This window comes from Rhodococcus sp. NPDC060176, from assembly GCF_042728675.1.
Classification (GTDB): domain Bacteria; phylum Actinomycetota; class Actinomycetes; order Mycobacteriales; family Mycobacteriaceae; genus Rhodococcus_F.
Genome location: NZ_JBHWYS010000009.1, coordinates 15,505 through 31,635, shown reverse-complemented (window position 1 = coordinate 31,635; position 16,131 = coordinate 15,505). Strand labels below are relative to the sequence as shown.

At 61.4% G+C, this 16,131-nt stretch carries 15 protein-coding genes; 13 read left to right on the top strand and 2 right to left on the bottom strand.

Features of this window, described 5'->3' with window-relative positions; genetic code table 11:
• Positions 1-66 precede the first annotated feature (66 nt).
• The 3 genes from ACFWEM_RS28720 to ACFWEM_RS28710 all read left to right on the top strand — a co-directional run bounded on the left by ACFWEM_RS28720 (position 67) and on the right by ACFWEM_RS28710 (position 2,934).
• Entirely contained in the window at positions 67-513 is a 447-nt protein-coding gene (locus ACFWEM_RS28720; RefSeq protein ID WP_007736175.1) for a hypothetical protein, read from the top strand.
• 106 nt (positions 514-619) lie between these two features.
• The gene (locus ACFWEM_RS28715; RefSeq protein WP_007736177.1) at positions 620-1,795 is read left to right on the top strand and encodes an acyl-CoA dehydrogenase family protein; all 1,176 of its coding nucleotides are present in this window, start codon (positions 620-622) and stop codon (positions 1,793-1,795) included.
• Positions 1,796-1,803: 8 nt separating this feature from the next.
• Entirely contained in the window at positions 1,804-2,934 is a 1,131-nt protein-coding gene (locus ACFWEM_RS28710) for an acyl-CoA dehydrogenase family protein (RefSeq protein ID WP_378539164.1), read from the top strand.
• A 58-nt stretch (positions 2,935-2,992) separates the two neighbouring features.
• Here the strand turns inward: ACFWEM_RS28710 and ACFWEM_RS28705 are convergent, their stop codons facing one another.
• On the bottom strand, positions 2,993-4,339 hold the full coding sequence (locus ACFWEM_RS28705; RefSeq protein WP_378539163.1) for a DUF5691 domain-containing protein: 1,347 nt from the start codon (positions 4,337-4,339) through the stop codon (positions 2,993-2,995).
• A gap of 54 nt (positions 4,340-4,393) precedes the next feature.
• Entirely contained in the window at positions 4,394-5,152 is a 759-nt protein-coding gene (locus ACFWEM_RS28700; protein ID WP_257217671.1) for a GntR family transcriptional regulator, read from the bottom strand.
• 214 nt (positions 5,153-5,366) lie between these two features.
• On the opposite strand from ACFWEM_RS28700, the gene ACFWEM_RS28695 reads away from it, so the two are divergent.
• The 10 genes from ACFWEM_RS28695 (at position 5,367) to ACFWEM_RS28650 (ending at position 16,130) form a co-directional block, all read left to right on the top strand.
• Positions 5,367-6,116, top strand: a complete 750-nt coding sequence (locus ACFWEM_RS28695) for an inositol monophosphatase family protein (protein ID WP_378449106.1) — start codon at positions 5,367-5,369, stop codon at positions 6,114-6,116.
• Between the two features lie 11 nt (positions 6,117-6,127).
• Positions 6,128-6,406, top strand: coding sequence for a hypothetical protein (locus tag ACFWEM_RS28690; protein WP_042450330.1), 279 nt, complete (start codon positions 6,128-6,130; stop codon positions 6,404-6,406).
• 1 nt (position 6,407) lies between these two features.
• A complete protein-coding gene (locus ACFWEM_RS28685) occupies positions 6,408-7,949 on the top strand; it encodes a sodium:solute symporter (RefSeq protein ID WP_378539162.1) in 1,542 nt (513 codons plus the stop codon).
• Complete coding sequence (locus tag ACFWEM_RS28680; RefSeq protein ID WP_378539161.1) at positions 7,942-9,186, top strand: M20 family metallo-hydrolase; 1,245 nt, start codon at positions 7,942-7,944, stop codon at positions 9,184-9,186. Before ACFWEM_RS28685 ends, ACFWEM_RS28680 begins: the two co-directional genes overlap by 8 nt.
• Positions 9,186-10,592: an amidase gene (locus tag ACFWEM_RS28675; protein ID WP_378539160.1), complete on the top strand. Its 1,407-nt coding sequence runs from the start codon at positions 9,186-9,188 to the stop codon at positions 10,590-10,592. Before ACFWEM_RS28680 ends, ACFWEM_RS28675 begins: the two co-directional genes overlap by 1 nt.
• On the top strand, positions 10,589-11,545 hold the full coding sequence (locus ACFWEM_RS28670) for a phosphotransferase (RefSeq protein ID WP_378539159.1): 957 nt from the start codon (positions 10,589-10,591) through the stop codon (positions 11,543-11,545). Before ACFWEM_RS28675 ends, ACFWEM_RS28670 begins: the two co-directional genes overlap by 4 nt.
• Before the next feature lie 13 nt (positions 11,546-11,558).
• Complete coding sequence (locus tag ACFWEM_RS28665; RefSeq protein WP_378539158.1) at positions 11,559-12,545, top strand: phosphotransferase; 987 nt, start codon at positions 11,559-11,561, stop codon at positions 12,543-12,545.
• A gap of 48 nt (positions 12,546-12,593) precedes the next feature.
• A complete protein-coding gene (locus tag ACFWEM_RS28660) occupies positions 12,594-13,943 on the top strand; it encodes an aspartate aminotransferase family protein (RefSeq protein ID WP_378539157.1) in 1,350 nt (449 codons plus the stop codon).
• A gap of 68 nt (positions 13,944-14,011) precedes the next feature.
• Positions 14,012-15,223: a hypothetical protein gene (locus tag ACFWEM_RS28655; protein WP_378539156.1), complete on the top strand. Its 1,212-nt coding sequence runs from the start codon at positions 14,012-14,014 to the stop codon at positions 15,221-15,223.
• A 136-nt stretch (positions 15,224-15,359) separates the two neighbouring features.
• Positions 15,360-16,130, top strand: coding sequence for a hypothetical protein (locus ACFWEM_RS28650; RefSeq protein WP_283302988.1), 771 nt, complete (start codon positions 15,360-15,362; stop codon positions 16,128-16,130).
• Position 16,131: the final 1 nt, after the last annotated feature.

Sequence of the window (16,131 nt, the reverse complement as noted above, 5' to 3'; positions counted from 1 at the left end):
GCCTTCGGCCCCGTGCGCACTTTTGGTAGCGGTAACAGCCGAAAGTGCGCACGGTACCGTTGCCGCATGAGCACCCTTCAAGAAGTCGGCGAACGTGAATCCTGGCGCTGCTGGCTGTGCGACGAACCGGTCGACCCCGACATGTCCGTCAACGATCCGCGTGGCCCGAGCATCGACAGCATCAACACCGCAAAAAAGGGTGGCAAGACCAAAGGTGGCGTCGAACGTTTGGCACATCGCGCATGCAACACCAAAAAGGGTGCGGTCAAACCTGTTGTGGAATGGCCGGATCGGCTGTTCGTCGTCGATCCGGCTCCGATCATCGGGGTCGTGGAGCAGCTCGAGCGCAAGGGTGGCCGCGTCGCCGTCGCTCGCTGCCCCGGCAAGGACGACGCCCAGGAAGCCTCCGACTGGCTGATCGATCGGTTGTCGCGTCTGGCTCCCGCGTTGAACGTCGAAACGAGCATCGACGCCGCGGGTGGGGGTTACCTGTTGGTCCTCAAAACCGTGTAGGAGCGCAGTTCGGGGGCCGTCTTTCGCGGTACCTGTTCCGCCTCCAGTGTCGTCGGGGTACGGTCGAACCGAACATGAATCCGGTTTCGAGTGCGAAGGAATTCCGATGAACCTGGCATTGACCGACGAGGAACTAGCGTTCCGCGACGAGATGCGGACGTTCTTCCGTACGCAAATCCCCGCGGACATCAGGGAGGCGTACGCCCACGGCGAGGAGTTGGGGCGCGACCGTATGGTCGAGGCGCAGCAGATCCTCAACGCTCACGGTCTGGCGGTGCCGCACTGGCCGGTCGAGTGGGGCGGTAAGGACTGGACCCCGGTCCAGCACAACATCTGGCTCGACGAACTCCAGCTCGCGTCTGTCCCCGAACCGTTGGCGTTCAACGCCAACATGGTCGGTCCGGTCATCGCGGCCTTCGGCTCGCAAGAGCAGAAGGAGAAGTTCCTTCCGGCGACCGCGAACCTCGACATCTGGTGGTGCCAGGGATTTTCCGAACCCGAGGCCGGTTCCGATCTCGCTTCGCTCAAGACTCGCGCGGTCCGCGACGGAGACGACTGGGTCATCAACGGCCAGAAGACGTGGACGACGCTGGGACAGTACGCCGACTGGATCTTCTGCCTCGTGCGTACCAACCCCGATGCGCCCAAGCGCCAGGCGGGCATCTCGTTCATCCTCGTCGACCTGAAGACGCCTGGCGTCACGGTCCGCCCGATCAAGCTGATCGACGGCGGCTACGAGGTCAACGAAGTGTTCTTCGAGGACGTCCGCGTCCCGGGGGAGAACCTGGTCGGTGAAGAGAACCAGGGCTGGGGTTACGCCAAGTTCCTGCTCGGCAACGAGCGCACTGGTGTCACACGCGTCGGTTTCTCGAAGGTTCGTCTCGCGCAGGCCAAGGCTCGCGCTGCCGAGGTCAAGGTCGGTAACGGAACACTGCTCGAAGATCCGCTCTTCGCTGCCCGCCTCGCCGAACTCGAAAACGAATTGCTTGCCCTCGAGCTCACTCAGCTCCGGGTGGTCGCCAGTTCCGCTGACGGCCAGCCGAATCCGGCCTCGTCGCTGCTGAAGCTTCGCGGTTCCGAATTGCAGCAGGCGAGTGTCGAACTGCTGATGGACGTGGCCGGCCCCGATTCACTGCCGTACGACGCGGGCAGCGACATCGCCTCCGCGAGCTGGGCGCAGCACACTGCCCCGACGTACTTGAACTACCGCAAGGTATCCATCTACAGCGGATCGAGCGAAGTGCAGCGCAGCATCATCGCTTCCTCGATCCTCGGATTGTGAGGCGTGGCATGGACTTCGAACTCAACGACGAGCAAAAACTTCTCCGCGACACCACCAAGGATCTCCTCGCGCGCAGCTACGACGCCGAGAAGCGCAATGCGATCATCGACTCCGATCCCGGGTGGAGCCCGCAGGTTTGGAAGCAGTTGGCCGAGGTCGGCTTGCTCGGCCTGACGTTCTCCGAGGACGACGGCGGCATGGACGCCGGCCCGGTGGAAATCGGCGCGGTCATGACCGAGATCGGTCGACGCTTGGCACCCGAGCCGGTACTCGACGCGGTCGTGACGCCGGGCGGGCTGATCTCCGAAGGCGGCAGCCAAGAGCAGCGGTCGTCGATTCTTCCCGGTGTTGCCGAGGGCGTCACGTTCCTGGCGTTCGCCGATCAGGAACCCGGAATCCGTTGGCCGGCAACCGAACGTGCGACAGCCGCGGCGCAGGTCGACGGCGGTTGGGTCGTGACAGGGATCAAGAATCCCGTCGGGCACGGCGCGACGGCGGACATCCTCGTCGTGAGCGCTGCGCTCCCCGGCGGTGGCGTCGGACTGTTCCTCGTCAAGAGCGATGCCTCCGGTTTGGTGCGCAAGTCCTACGCCACTCACGACGGTTTGCGCGGTGCGCAGATCGAGTTCACGGACACTCCGGCCGAAGCGCTCGGTGAGGGCGGCGACGCTTCCGCTCTGATTCAATCAGCGCAGATCCGTGAGCAGGCTGCTCTGTGTGCCGAGGCTGTCGGAGCGATGGAAGAGGCGCTGCGACTGACCACCGAATACCTCAAGACGCGTAAGCAATTCGGTGTTCCGCTCGCGAAGTTCCAGACGCTGACGCACCGCGCTGCCGACCTGTACGTCTCGCTCGAGTTGGCGCGCAGTATGAGTCTCTACGCGACGATGTCCCTTGCCGACGGCGTCGTCGATCCCGTGATCGCTTCGCGGGTGAAGTTGCAGATCGGGCGTTCGGCTCGGCTCATCGGTCAAGAAGCAATCCAGATGCACGGTGGTATCGGTATGACCGCCGAATATCCGGTGGGTCATTACGTGAGCCGACTCGTCGCCATCGAGCACACGCTCGGTAGTACCGAAGACCACCTTCGGGTGTTGGCTGCCGGTGTGGCTGATCACGAGATGGTCAGCGTGGTCTGATCTTTCACGAACGACAGAGGGGCCGCATTCCGTTCCAAGGATGCGGCCCTTTCGTCGTTCAGCGGTGATTGCGCAATACATCCAAACGGAGACGGCGCTGCTCGATGTTGACGGCGCTGTCGGTGAATGCTTGTTGCCACCCGGGGTCGCCCGTTCGGGACGCCGCGTCGTGCAGAAGCGGAATCGCGTCGAAAGGGAAGCGCGCCTGCACACTTCGCAGGGTGGAGAAGTGACTGTGACGCGAGTGGATGCCCAAGTCCTCGCCCGTCGCAGCGTGCTCCAACGCTTCGTTTTCCAAGGCATTCAACAATTTTTCGGCGACGGCCAGTGGCCAGGGGCGGTCGATGCCGTCGAGTAGCGCGCTGCCGTCGACTCCCAGAAGGTACTCGTCCGCGTGTCCGGCGACGATGTACTCGACGCGCTCGCGCGGGTCGGCGATGGCGACGATTCTCCGGTCCGTCGTGCGCCCGTCGCGCTCCAGAAATGCCGACGCCCAGGCTGTATTCTTCTGGAGAACGGTTGCCGCAGTCCATGATTCGATCATCACGTCGCGCCACTGCTTCTCGATGGGGATGGTGAGGGCGCCGCGTGCCGACCCGGCCATCGATTCCCACAGCGCCAGTGGAGTAGCGGTCACGACTTGCCGCAACCACCAGCGCCGGATGCCTTTGTTCTTGTAGTGGACGTCTTCGATGCCGTCTCGAAATGCGAGGTCGTCGAGCGATCCCGGCAATCGGACGGCCAGGCGGGGTCGCAACGGCTTCGTCTCGAGCCGCACCCACGACTGAGCGCGAGTGACCATGCGAGAGGCAAACGGAGATCGGGGGAGTTGCCGCAGGAGTTGAATTGCGCGCTCACGGACCCGCACGGCTGAATCGTCGAGTGCGCGCTCGAGGAGTGCGTAGTCGTGTTCACCCAGCCCGACGTCGAGATGGTCGAGAAAATGCAGGCGGCTTGAAGTGGCCTCGTCGTCCCAAGCGATCTCGAGCTCTTCGCTCGCTAGTTCCGGGTCGACCGTACGTATGTAATCGAACCAGGCCGTACGGTCGTCCGGATCGGGCGAGAGCCACAGCTCGTCCCGGCGTGATCCGATTCGTCGTAGCTGGGCCCAATCCGGATTCTGCTCCGCCAGATACTGCCCGCGTCGACCGGCGAGGCGTAGTAGCGCTTCGCGGTGCTCGGGATGCTTCAGCGCGGCTTCCATGAAGAGCGGAACGCTGGCAGCGGGCGCGAGGAATCCGCGTTGGTCGGCCATTGCGAACCATTCCGTGAGAGTCCAGGAACGAACCTGCAACAAGGACTGAAGTTGTTCGATCGCGAGGTCGGGAAGCAGCGGTTGAACCGCTGGATCAGTCTTCGATGCGCGCGAGTGACCTGCGTGCGCGTCTGATCGCAGGGAGGTCACTCGCCTACGGTATGGCAGGGGTGCGTCGACTTTGGGGGCAGGGTCGGCCTGGGCTCACACACGGTGTCCCGGCCGCGTGCTCACGCTCAGTCGTGTTCGGTCGGCACGGAACAGGTCTACCGAGTACTCGACGGGACGCTCATGCTGGTCGTAGCCGATTCGTTCCAGCTTGAGCACCGGGGCCGGCATCGGTTGTCCGAGAAGCGTCGACACCGAGGAGCTGACTTCTGCCAGTTCGATGGATTCGTCGGTGGCCGAGATGTCGATTCCGAATTTGCAACGCAGGGCTTCGTAGACGGAATCCATGTGTGTTCGGAGCAGATCGCGGCATCCGGGGTCGCCCAGATACATCCGTTCCAGCGACAACGTGTCACCGTCGGCAAATCGTAAGCGCAACAAGGAAATCACATCGCGGTCCGGGGAAACTCCGAGTATCTGGGCGGCTCGCGGGCTGGGCCGCTCCAGACGTGCTGACAGCACTCTCGTGCCATCCTGGAATCCTTGTTCCTGGAGCATTTGCGGTACGCCCATGACTGTATTCAGATTTCGGGACAGTCGTCGGCTGGCACACAGGGATCGTGCGTTCTCCGGAGTGGGGGCGTCTGCGTGGACGCTGGTGAGAAAGGCGCCGCCTGCTCGGCCTTTGACCCGATGTACCAATCCTTCACGTTCCAGCGCGTCGAGTGCGCTGCGCACTGTCGTGCGAGATGTCCCCAGTCGTGCTGCCAGTTCGCGCTCGGGCGGGAATTTGCCCACGGAGCGTCCTTCGAGTTCCTGAGCGAGCCGTAACAGCGCAGATCGAGTCTGCTCCATCATCGACATATGGCGTGACCTCGCAATACGGCAGTTCGTTGAACCCCAAAACTAGTGAGGCACCCGATCCACCACAACACGAAGTGTGATCTGTAACACGCCGTTAACAATTGGTGAGAGAACCAGAAATGGTCTAGCCCGAATCTCTGGGGAGTCCGAAGTCGTCGGTTTCGGACTCCTATTCAGGGAATGGAGGGCACCAGCAGTGAATCGAATGCTTTCGACCCGTGCCGAGATTGCGTTGGCGATTACTCGAGAAGCAGGAGATCTTGCCAGGCACTGGTTCGACAAGTCGACGCTTCGGGTCGACACGAAGTCGGATGGATCGCCAGTCACCCAGGCTGATCAAGAGATCGAACAGATGATTCGCGATGCTTTGTCCGAGAACTTCCCCGATGACGGCATCATGGGCGAGGAGTTCGACGACGTCGTGGGTTCGAGCGGAAATCGGTGGATCATCGACCCGATCGACGGAACGAAGTCGTTTGTCCACTCGGTGCCGCTCTATGCGAACCTCCTCGCATACGAAGAGGCGGGTGAAATCACATTCGGGGCGATCAATCTGCCCAGCGCCGGTGTGCTCGTGTCAGCAGAAAAGGGCGGTGGATGCTGGAGAAACGACGAGCCCGCCGCTGTCTCCGACCGGACGGATCTCGACGGCGCGTATCTGATGGCCACGTGGCTCGAGGACTGGAAGCCGGATACGATCCGCGATCTCAACTCGCGGGGCGTCATTCTCCGCACCTGGGGTGACGCGTACGGCTATGCGATGGTCGCCTGCGGGCACGCCGATGCGATCGTCGATTATACGACCAAGGCCTACGACCTCGCGCCGATGCCGGTGATCATCGAAGAGGCGGGTGGTCGCTTCTCGAGTCTCGACGGTCGTCGGAACTTCGACTGTGGCAACGGAATTGCATCGAACGGTCATCTGCACGACTCCATTCGCCAGCTCGTCAACTGAGGGAAGGTCCGATGAAGGATTTCATCCGCGGGCTCAGTCACCGAAAGATCATGGTGTTCTTCGGGTCCGTTTACGGTATTGCGCTGCTGTTTGCACTTTTCCCGCCCCTTTATCTCTGGGGCAGTGGGGTTTCGACGCTGGTGTTCGGAATCCCGTTCAGCATCATGTACTGGATTCTCGACGCGTTGGTTCTCGGGTTGGGCCTGTGGGGCTTGTACCGGGTCGAAGACCTTCGCGGTGAACTCGACGAAGAGCTGGCGCTGACGCCGGCCGGTCCGAATGGAGAATGACATGGCAATCATGCTCGGAATGCTGGCGTTGTTCTACGCCGGAGTGCTCTTCATTCTCTATGCGACTCAGCAGAAGACGAAGCCGACGTTCGAGGAATACTCGGTCGGCGGCCGTAGCTACGGCCCGTGGTACGTGGCCATGTGCTACGTGAACTCCTGGTGGCCGGGCGCGGTATTCATCGCTTTCTTCGGGATGGCTGCGGGTGCAGGAGTTTTCGGATTCTACGGCCTCGCCTACTCCAGTCTCGGTGTCGCGATGATGTACTTCATGGCTACAAGGGCGTGGCGATGGGGTGCCCGATACAACCTTCGATCACAGCCGGATCTTCTTGGCTTGCGGTTTAATTCACGTTCGGTGAAGATGATCGCCAGTCTCATCGGAATCGTCTCGGTCTTCCCGTGGGTGGTTCTCGGAATGCAGGCACTGGGGGAGGTATTTCAATACGCGAGTGAGGGTCGATGGTCGGTGACCACCTGCTTGCTTGTCGGGTTGGCGCTGATCCTGATCCGTCAGTACTGGACAGTGAAGATGGGCATGCGTGGGTTGATCATGACCGATGCGTTCCAAGGGATCGTCGCGTACGTGATTGCAGCACTTGTATGTCTGGTCTTGTTGTCCGGCGTCGCCGGCGGCCCGATCAGCATGAGTGCGCTGGCGCAGGTCCCGATCGAATTCCTGCGGGTGCCCGGCGACGGCGACGCTTACGGTCCGTTCTACCTCTTCAGCCTGATCTTCACCGGCGTAGTCGGATCGTTGTGCTGGCCGATGAGTTTCCAACGGATCTACACCGCGTCGGGAGTCCGTGCAGTAAAAGCGGGGACTATACGTACCGTGTTGATCTCGAGTGTGTTCTACACGCTGTTGATGTTGTTGGGTATCGCCGCATCCCAGATGCCGGAGGTCATCGCAAACCCGCAGGCTGCATGGTTCACGATCATGGAGTCGTACGGGGGAACCTGGCTACTCGGTCTGGGTGTGACAATGGTGTTCGCGGCGTCGATGGGCCACATCGACGGAAGTGTCCAGGTGTGTGGTCTGCAAATTGCGAACGATCTCGTCAACTCCGACAAGCGCAAACTTTCGGATTCGGCGCTTACCGTGGTCGCAAAAGTCAGCATGGTGGGGTTCATGGCATTGGCCGGAGTGGTGGCCTATGTAACGTACGACATGACTCGGTTGCAGCTCCTTGCACAAATCTCCTACCAGGGCGTAGTCCAGTTGGCCGTTCCGCTCTTCTTCGGAATCTTCTGGCGGGGTGGCAACAAGTACGGGGCAGTTTCGGGCATGCTGTCGGGTTTCGGGATTGCGTTGGTGTTGACCTTCATCTACCCGGATGACATCGCCGGACTTGGCTCACTGACCGGCGGTGTAGTCGGAATGGCCGTCAATCTCATCGTGTTCCTGGTCGTCTCCGCTCTGACCGGTATCTCGGCGGCCGAGCGAACTCGGGTGGAAGAGATGTTCGAGATCGCCGCTCGTTCGGTTGTTCCGAATCATGTCTCCAAGGTGGAGGATTCCTCGGTGAGGGTAACGAATGTCTGATTTCCTCGCAGACTTCGACGCGATGTCGAGATTCGGCGCCACCGAGGGAGGTGGAGTGGAACGTCAAGCCGGAAGCGCGGCGGACGGGCAGACCAGAGACTGGTTTCGTATCTGGTTGACGGAGAATGGTTTCCATTGCCGCGTCGACGCAGTGGGCAACCTTTTCGGCTCCCTCGAATGGATCGAAGGCGCTCCGCACGTCTTCGTCGGCTCACACCTCGACAGTCAGCCGAAGGCAGGTCGCTTCGACGGAGCCTTCGGCGTTCTTTCCGGGGCGCATGCTGCCGCCGTTGTCGCCGAACGAGTCGCTGCCGGAAGTATCACACCGTCCTTCAACCTCACCGTCGTCGACTGGTTCAACGAGGAGGGATGCAGATTCAGCCCCAGCTTGATGGGCAGTGGGGTTTTCACCGGGAAATTCGCGGCTGATGAGGTCCTCGACACCGTCGATTCGGACGGTCGGACGGTCCGCGGCGCACTCAGGGATATCGGCTACCTGGGTTCGGACGAGCCGCCGGAGTGCAGTGCATACGCAGAGATCCACATCGAGCAGGGGCGAGTCCTGGAAGAGGAGGGGATCTCGATCGGCGTGGTCACCGCCAACTGGGCAGTGCGCAAGTATCTCGTCCGAGTTCGCGGCGAACAGGCACACACCGGCGCGACGTCGATCGAAGACCGTAGGGATGCGCTCCTCGGCGCAGCACAGATGATCGTCGCGGTTCGTGAGGTGGCGTCGGCGTTCCCTGCGGGAGCTGTTCTCACGTCGATCGGTAGATTGACCGTCCAACCGAACTCACCTGTTGTGGTGGCGTCCGACGTAGTCATGTCAGTGGACATCCGGTCAAGTGAGGAAGCGGCTCTCGACAAGGCTCATGAGCTGTTCCTGCAGGCGAAAGCCGATATCGAAGCGCTGGGCGAAGTCTCCGTCGACATCGAATCGGGTTCGCTGCGCCCCAGCACCTCCTACCATCTCGCCGGTATCGAGTTGTCCGAATCGGTTGCCGGCGGATTGGGTCTGAGCGCTCGGAGAATGCTCACCAGAGCAGGACACGATTCGATCAATCTCAAAGACCTGGTGCCGACGGTGATGTTATTCGTGCCGAGCGTCGGCGGCATCTCGCACGCGGAGAACGAATACACCGAACCCGAAGATCTGTTGGCTGGACTGAACATGTTGACGGGTGTGCTCGAACGGCTTGTAGTAGAAGGATTGTCGTCGGAACAGGAGCAATCGTGATGGACAAGGTACTTCCGCAGAACATGTCGTCGCTCGTTGAGGGGTACCGAACCGGTGAGTTCACGCCCGTGGATTCATTGAGTGCAACTCTCGCGTTGATCGACGCTGTCAATCCGTCGATCAATGCGATGGCGATGGTCGACGTGGACGGCGCCCGATCAGCGGCCGCAGAATCGGCGGCACGATGGGCTGCCGGCACCCCGTTGAGCAGTCTCGACGGCGTCCCGGTCACCATCAAGGACAGCGTCAATGCAGTCGGTATGCCGTGGCGCCACGGGAGCGCAGCGCACTCGGATGTTCCTGATGCCGAGAGTGATTCACCGCCCGCGGCGCGATTGAAGGAGGCAGGCGCCGTCATCGTGGGCAAAACGACGATGCCGGACTTCGGCATGATGGCCGCCGGAGTCAGTTCGCTGTACGGCATCGTGCGCAATCCCTGGGATCTCTCACGTAACACCGGTGGCTCCAGTGCCGGAGCAGGTGCGAGCCTTGCGGCGGGCATCGGATATGCCGCGGTGGGCACGGACATCGCCGGCTCGGTGCGATTGCCGGCTGGACACTGTGGGTTGGTCGCACTCAAACCAACGCAGGGGAGGATTCCGCACTTACCGTCTTCGATGATGCGCTCACCGGGTCCGATGGCCAGGACGGTGGACGAGGTGGTCGACATGTACCGGGCCATCGCGCGCCCTGACAGCCGTGACGCCTGGTCACTCCCAGCGCAGTCCATCGACGAATCCCGCTGGGAGACAGAGGTGAGAGGTCTGAGAATCGGCGTGATGACAGGAATGGGCTACGGATACGAAGCAGAACCCGCGGTCGTTGCCGTGGTGGATGCTGCGGCGCAGGTACTCGCGGCGGCGGGGGCAAAGGTGACGAGGGTGACCCCGCCGTTCGATTCCGATCCCTATGCACCACTGGATCGATTGTTCCAGGTTCGCGCCCGGGCGGAGTGGGAGTCGATACCTGAGGAACGGAGAGCGGAAGTGATTGCTGCAGTGTCCGAGTGGGCTGAACCGGCGTCGCTCGCGAGCGCTACCGACTATTCACGCGATCTGGACGCGGTGAACACGGCACAGGCACGGCTCCAACGGCATCTCGAGCCGTACGACTTCGTGATAAGCCCGGTCATTCCGGTGGTGGGGTTTGACGCAGACATGGTCGGTCTCGACCCCGAACGGCCCTTGGCGCATTGCAGTTTCACAGCGTGGTTCAACCAGACCGGGCAGCCGGCGTCGACGGTGTGTTTCGGAATGGTCGACGGTTGCCCAGTCGGGGTGCAGATCGTCGGATCACGTTTTGCGGACATTGATGTTCTCGCGATGACCAAGTGGCTCGAGGACAGGCGGCCTTTCGACATGACGTGGCCTGACGTCACGCTACGTGTATCCGGAGGTGTCCGATGACTGACACCAAACAGCTTGTTCAGCAAGAATTGTCGGCAGGTGGGCTGTTTCTCGGCACCGAAGTAAGACTGGACGCTGGATCGCCGGTCATGGCCAGCCCGAGTTGGTGGGGCGCGGACTCCGATCATTGGATCGTCGATGACGCAACGCCGAATTCGGTTGGCAGTGACCGGGTCTTCGTCAAAGTGATGCAGCAGCATTCGCTCGAATACGTCGATGTCGGAGCGTCATTCCGCGCTGCGGTCGCAGCGGGACTAGCGGGTATCGGTCCTCGAGTCCGCCACTCGAATGCCGCAACAGGAGTGCTGGTGATGGACGATCTAGGGCAGATGGCATCGACGGCGACTCTTGATCTCTTCGATGACGTCGAGGCGATCGAACGTCTGGTGCATCTGCGACGGGCAGTCCACGCGCTGCCTCCGTTCACGCGAACATCAACGGTCTTCGACGATCTCGATGCTGCCTTGCTCATCGCGCAGCACGCCGGTTCGTCACTGCCAGTTGACCTCGACTGGATGCTTCGGGCCTTGGATCCTGCCCGATCACGAATAGCGAGCAGTGGATTCGACGTTGTTCCGTGCCACGGCGACGGCAATGTGTCGAATGTGATGGTCGTGGAAGAAGACGCATCGTTGAGATTGGTCGATTGGGATTGCGCGGCGATGATGGATCCGCTGCAGGATCTCGGCGTATTGCTCGCGGAGTTGGCTCCTTCCGATCTCGATGCGCGCCCCGTCTTCGAAATGTACTGGGGAGCATGGGATTCAAGCCTGTTCGATCGTAGCCGCATATACGGGATTGCGGACTCGCTGAAGTGGGGTCTCATCGGCTCCTTTGTCGATGTGATTCGACCGGGAACATTGGAGTACTCGAAGTTCGCAGACTGGCAATTCCTACGTGCGCGAATCGGTTTGCGCGATCCGCATTTCGACGACCGAGTCCGAAACCTGTGAGGCAAGGATGACCATGACCGAGAATACTCAGCAACCTGACCTTACGCACTGCATGGCCGACGAGCGTGTGTGTGGCACTGCTCGAACGGATTTCGAGAGGGGCGTCGAAGAGGCCTTGGCTTCGATCGCCGACTGGCGCGGACGCGAGATCCGATACGCGCCGGTGCACGGTGGCCTGCAGAACAGTAATTGGCGAATCGCCGTCGAGGGCGTCGACCGCCGGTACTTCTTGAAGATTCCCGGTGCCGGAAGCGAGTCGTTTGTCGATCGCGTTGCGGCGAACGAGGCCGCGATGCTGGCGGGTTCGCTGGGAATAGCTCCGGAGATGATCCTGTTCGATCATCGGACGGGAATCGAGGTGATCGAGTACATGGAAGGGTATCGCGGCTGCACCAACGGAGATCTCAAGCGTCCGGAGATCGCGTTGCAGATCGTCGACCTGTATCGGACACTGCACTCGGCCCCGCTGATGTCCCTGACGAAGACGATTTTCGACATGATCGACGAGCATCTCGATCAAGCGCGCGAACACGGCGTGATGCTTCCTCGGGACTTCGCCCTGATCGAGCGTGAGTATCACACCGCAAAGTCTGCCTTGTTGGCTTCCGGTCTGGATCTGGTTCCGTGCCATAACGATCCGATGCCGGGAAACTTCCTGTATTCGGAAGGGCGTCCGCTCAAACTTGTCGACTACGAATTCGCAGCCAACAACGACAGAGCGTATGAGCTGGCGATTTTCGTCACCGAAATGTTCTTCGACGAGCGCCGGACGTTGGAACTGATAGACGCCTTTTACGGAAGCAGCGAGTGGTCCGTCGTGTCGCGTGTTCACTTGTTCGGGGCGTTGGCAGATGTCAAATGGGGCCTGTGGGGATGCATCAACAATCGACTCAATTCGGGTTGGGATTTCGACTATCACAAGTACGGAGTGTGGAAACTGATGCGTGCCCGCGCGAAGATGTCCGATCCGAGATGGGCCTTGTGGCTCGACTCGGTGTGAACGGTGCGGTTGGCCAGCCTATTTCGTACACCCACTTCGGAGGAATTGATGACGGCTCACTTTCACGATGCGAGAACATCACGTGTCTCGCCACTCGACGCAAACGGTTACGTGCCCGAAAACGCTGCAGGACTCGACGCGCGGACGCGAGATCTCATCAGGCGTAGAGCGGATGTTCTCGGCCCGGCATCGCCGCTGATGTATCGAAATCCGGTGGAAATCGTTCGAGCACAGGGACTTCGGCTCTACGATCGTGACGGCACGTCGTACCTCGACATGTACAACAATGTCGCGAGCGTGGGACACTCGCACCCCAAGGTCGTCGACGCCGTGCGTAGACAGATCGCCGAACTCAACACTCACACAAGATATTTGAACGAGGAAATTGTCCGGTACGCCGAAGATCTGGTGTCCACGTTTCCGAGTCAGCTCTCCACTGTGATGTTCACCTGTACGGGATCGGAGGCAAACGATCTTGCCCTGCGCATCGCGAGGGAAGCCACGGGTAATACCGGTGTCATCGTCACCGAAAATGCTTATCACGGAGGCACGATCAACATTGCCGCGTGCTCGCCGTCGATGGGTTCCGCTGATTCGGGCGATGAACCATGGGTCCGTGTCGTGCCTTTGCCTGATCCTCGTGTCGTAGCGGACATCGACCGAGAATCCTGGTTCGCTGACCGTGTCAGAGAGTGCATCGACGGACTGAACCGCGACGGCATCGGTGTAGCCGCACTACTAGTCGACACGATATTTGCTTCCGACGGAGTATTGACCGACTCGTTCCTTTCAACGGCTGTCGATCAGGTGCACCAAGCGGGTGGTCTGTTCATCGCGGACGAGGTGCAGCCGGGCTTTGGTCGGCTGGGGTCCGGTATGTGGGGGTTCGCGAGGCATGGGGTCGTCGCAGATATCGTTACTCTCGGAAAACCGATGGCCGGTGGCGTACCTCTCGCCGGGGTGGTGCTTGGTGACAATTTGGTCGAGCTGACGGCGGGCGAGCTTCGGTACTTCAACACGTTCGGTGGGAATGCCGTGTCGATTGCTGCGGCGCAGGCGGTGCTCGACGTGATTCGGGGAGAAGAGCTGATCGAGAATGCAGCAGTGATGGGGGCTCGTCTGACCGATGGGTTGCGGACGTCTGCACACCGCGACCCGCGCGTGGGTGCGATCCGTGGAGCCGGGTTGTTCGTCGGGGTAGACGTGGTCGATGCGGATTCGGGCGAACCAGATCCGTCCGGTGCGCTCGACATTGTCAACGGGTTGCGTGCACACGGTGTGTTGATCTCGGCGACAGGCAGACACGGCAACGTTCTGAAGATTCGGCCACCGCTCCCGATATCGGCCTCGGATGTCGACGAGTTCCTGACACGGTTCGAGATGGTGTTGGTCGCGTAACGGAGGGTCGACGCGCGTTCGGGCAGATTCTGGAACAGTGGTAACCGGCGACCACCAGGAGGCGTGAGATGACAGACGGAACTGACGACGTCTTTGTCGTGGCGTCGGTGACCGAACGGCGAACGCTCATCTCCACCCGAGTGAGGGAGTGGTGTGCGGCGGGGACCGTCGAGTCGAACCGGCCGGAGTTGTCCGACGACGTCGCACTGCTGATTGCCGGTGGCTATGCGGACGAGTCGACGCGATCGATCCTGGCGAACCGGCGCAGTGTCGGGCGCTCGTTCCCGGAGATCGGCGGCTTCTCGGAGTTGCGCTACCTCACCGACGAACTGGCCCGCACCAGACGCAGACTGCTCGCGACCCGCATCGGTCCTGTTCAGGTAGTCCTCGAACGGCGGGTGCAGACGCTCGACAAGCGCGTGCAGTCGATGCGTTCGGCGATAGTGCATTCCAATCGCCACTTCGCGAGCAGCGTCCGTGCCATTCGCAAGGACCGCCGCGACGGCCTTCATCTCGACGTCGAGCAACGTGAGGCACTTTTTGCCGGGCTCACCCGCACCCCGGTTCCAGCCAAGCTGCCGGTGGGGTTGGGGGTCGTGGCAAGTGGCGGAAACGCTGCGCTCGACAAACTCGCCGCCCAGCTGGGGAAGGTCCAGGGAACCGGTGTCATCGCCGACGCGGGTAGGCGGATCGCGGAGGTCCTCGACGGACTGGTCGATTCCGAGCCCGAAGGGCGTGCAGGGGAGTACGACGCTCTGCTTTACCTCGCCGGAAATCTGTTCGACCGGATCGAAAGCTCCAGCGCATGGCATTCCGACCACTTTGTCATTCAACGCAATCAACTCGACCTGGCCGACGAGATCACCCAGATCGCGGTCGATACCGTAGCGCTGCGTTCGATTCTCGCGGAGTTGGACGACGCGGCTGCGTTGGCACGCGACGAGGGAACCCGAGCCGGGATCGCTTCGCGCAAGGAAGCGCTCGGCGCGGTCTGGGACCAGTTGGTCGAACGCGTCGCGGCGCTCGCGCGGATCGGTGACCTGGTCGCACGGGCCGAGGATCAGTTGAGTTCGCAGCGCGCGGTTGCGCATGCAGCGAGCCTCGACAGCCGGATCGACGACCTACTTGCGCGCTCCGGTTCACGTGAACTTTCGGCCGCAAACACGCACTACGTCGGGGATCAATTCGACGGTGTGGAAGAGCTGATGTTCGCTCACCGCGCTGCTCTTTACGGGGACATTGCACTGCTGACCTCTGGGAACGAGCGTCGGGCGCCGTAGTCAGGCCGACGTCGGAGCTGTAAGGTCGGAGGTACTGACCGGCCGTACGATCGAAGAACAGGCCGAGAATTCGCTCCTTGCTCGACCCCGTGCCGATCCGGTGATGCGGGCGTATCCGCTTCAAGACAGGTCGATCATGGAAGACACCGCAAGCCGCGGCATCAATGCGTTCATTTCCGAAGCTACGCAGCGTGGGGGCAAAGCCGTCCGGCTCACGCACTCGCGTCGTAATCCCGTCGAGGTGACGGGTGCAGACGGCACCAGTCGTATCGTCCGAGTGCGTTCGAAGCTCGAAGGCGACTGGCAGGCCAGGCGTCAAGACGAGTCGCTCGAGAGTGACGACACGCGCTCCGAGTTCTGGGTGTTCGTGGACCTGGCAGCAGATCCGCACGAGTTCTTCATGCTGCCCTCCAACGAGGTCGCAGACGACATCCGTGCCGAGGTCGACCTGTGGATCATGGACAGCCCCGGACGCAATCGCACCGGTCATCATGCGATCCCGCGCGGACGCGTCGTGCACGGCCATGATCGTTGGGACGCTCTGGGCCTCGCTGCCGTCAAGGATCCGAGCATTCACGTCGAGACACCGGTCGCAGCCAAGCGCAAGGCTTCGCCGGTCGCGGCGAAGAAGCGGCGCGCCAGCGGAGTCGAGGAGATCGAAGTTGTCGACAATCGCCTCGAGATGACGGCTGATTGCCACGGATACCGCTGGGTCGGACGCTTCGACGAAACCACCGAGGTGGTCGAGATCATGCGCGGACCGATGGAAGGCCGCCGATTCCCCGATCCGACCGCGGCCGCCAATGCCGTCACCGGTCACATTTCAGGCGACACCGAGAGCCATGACGGCTGGTCGTTCTGGACGATCAATAACACTGCTCTCGGTGCCCATCTCAAAACTGCCTGAT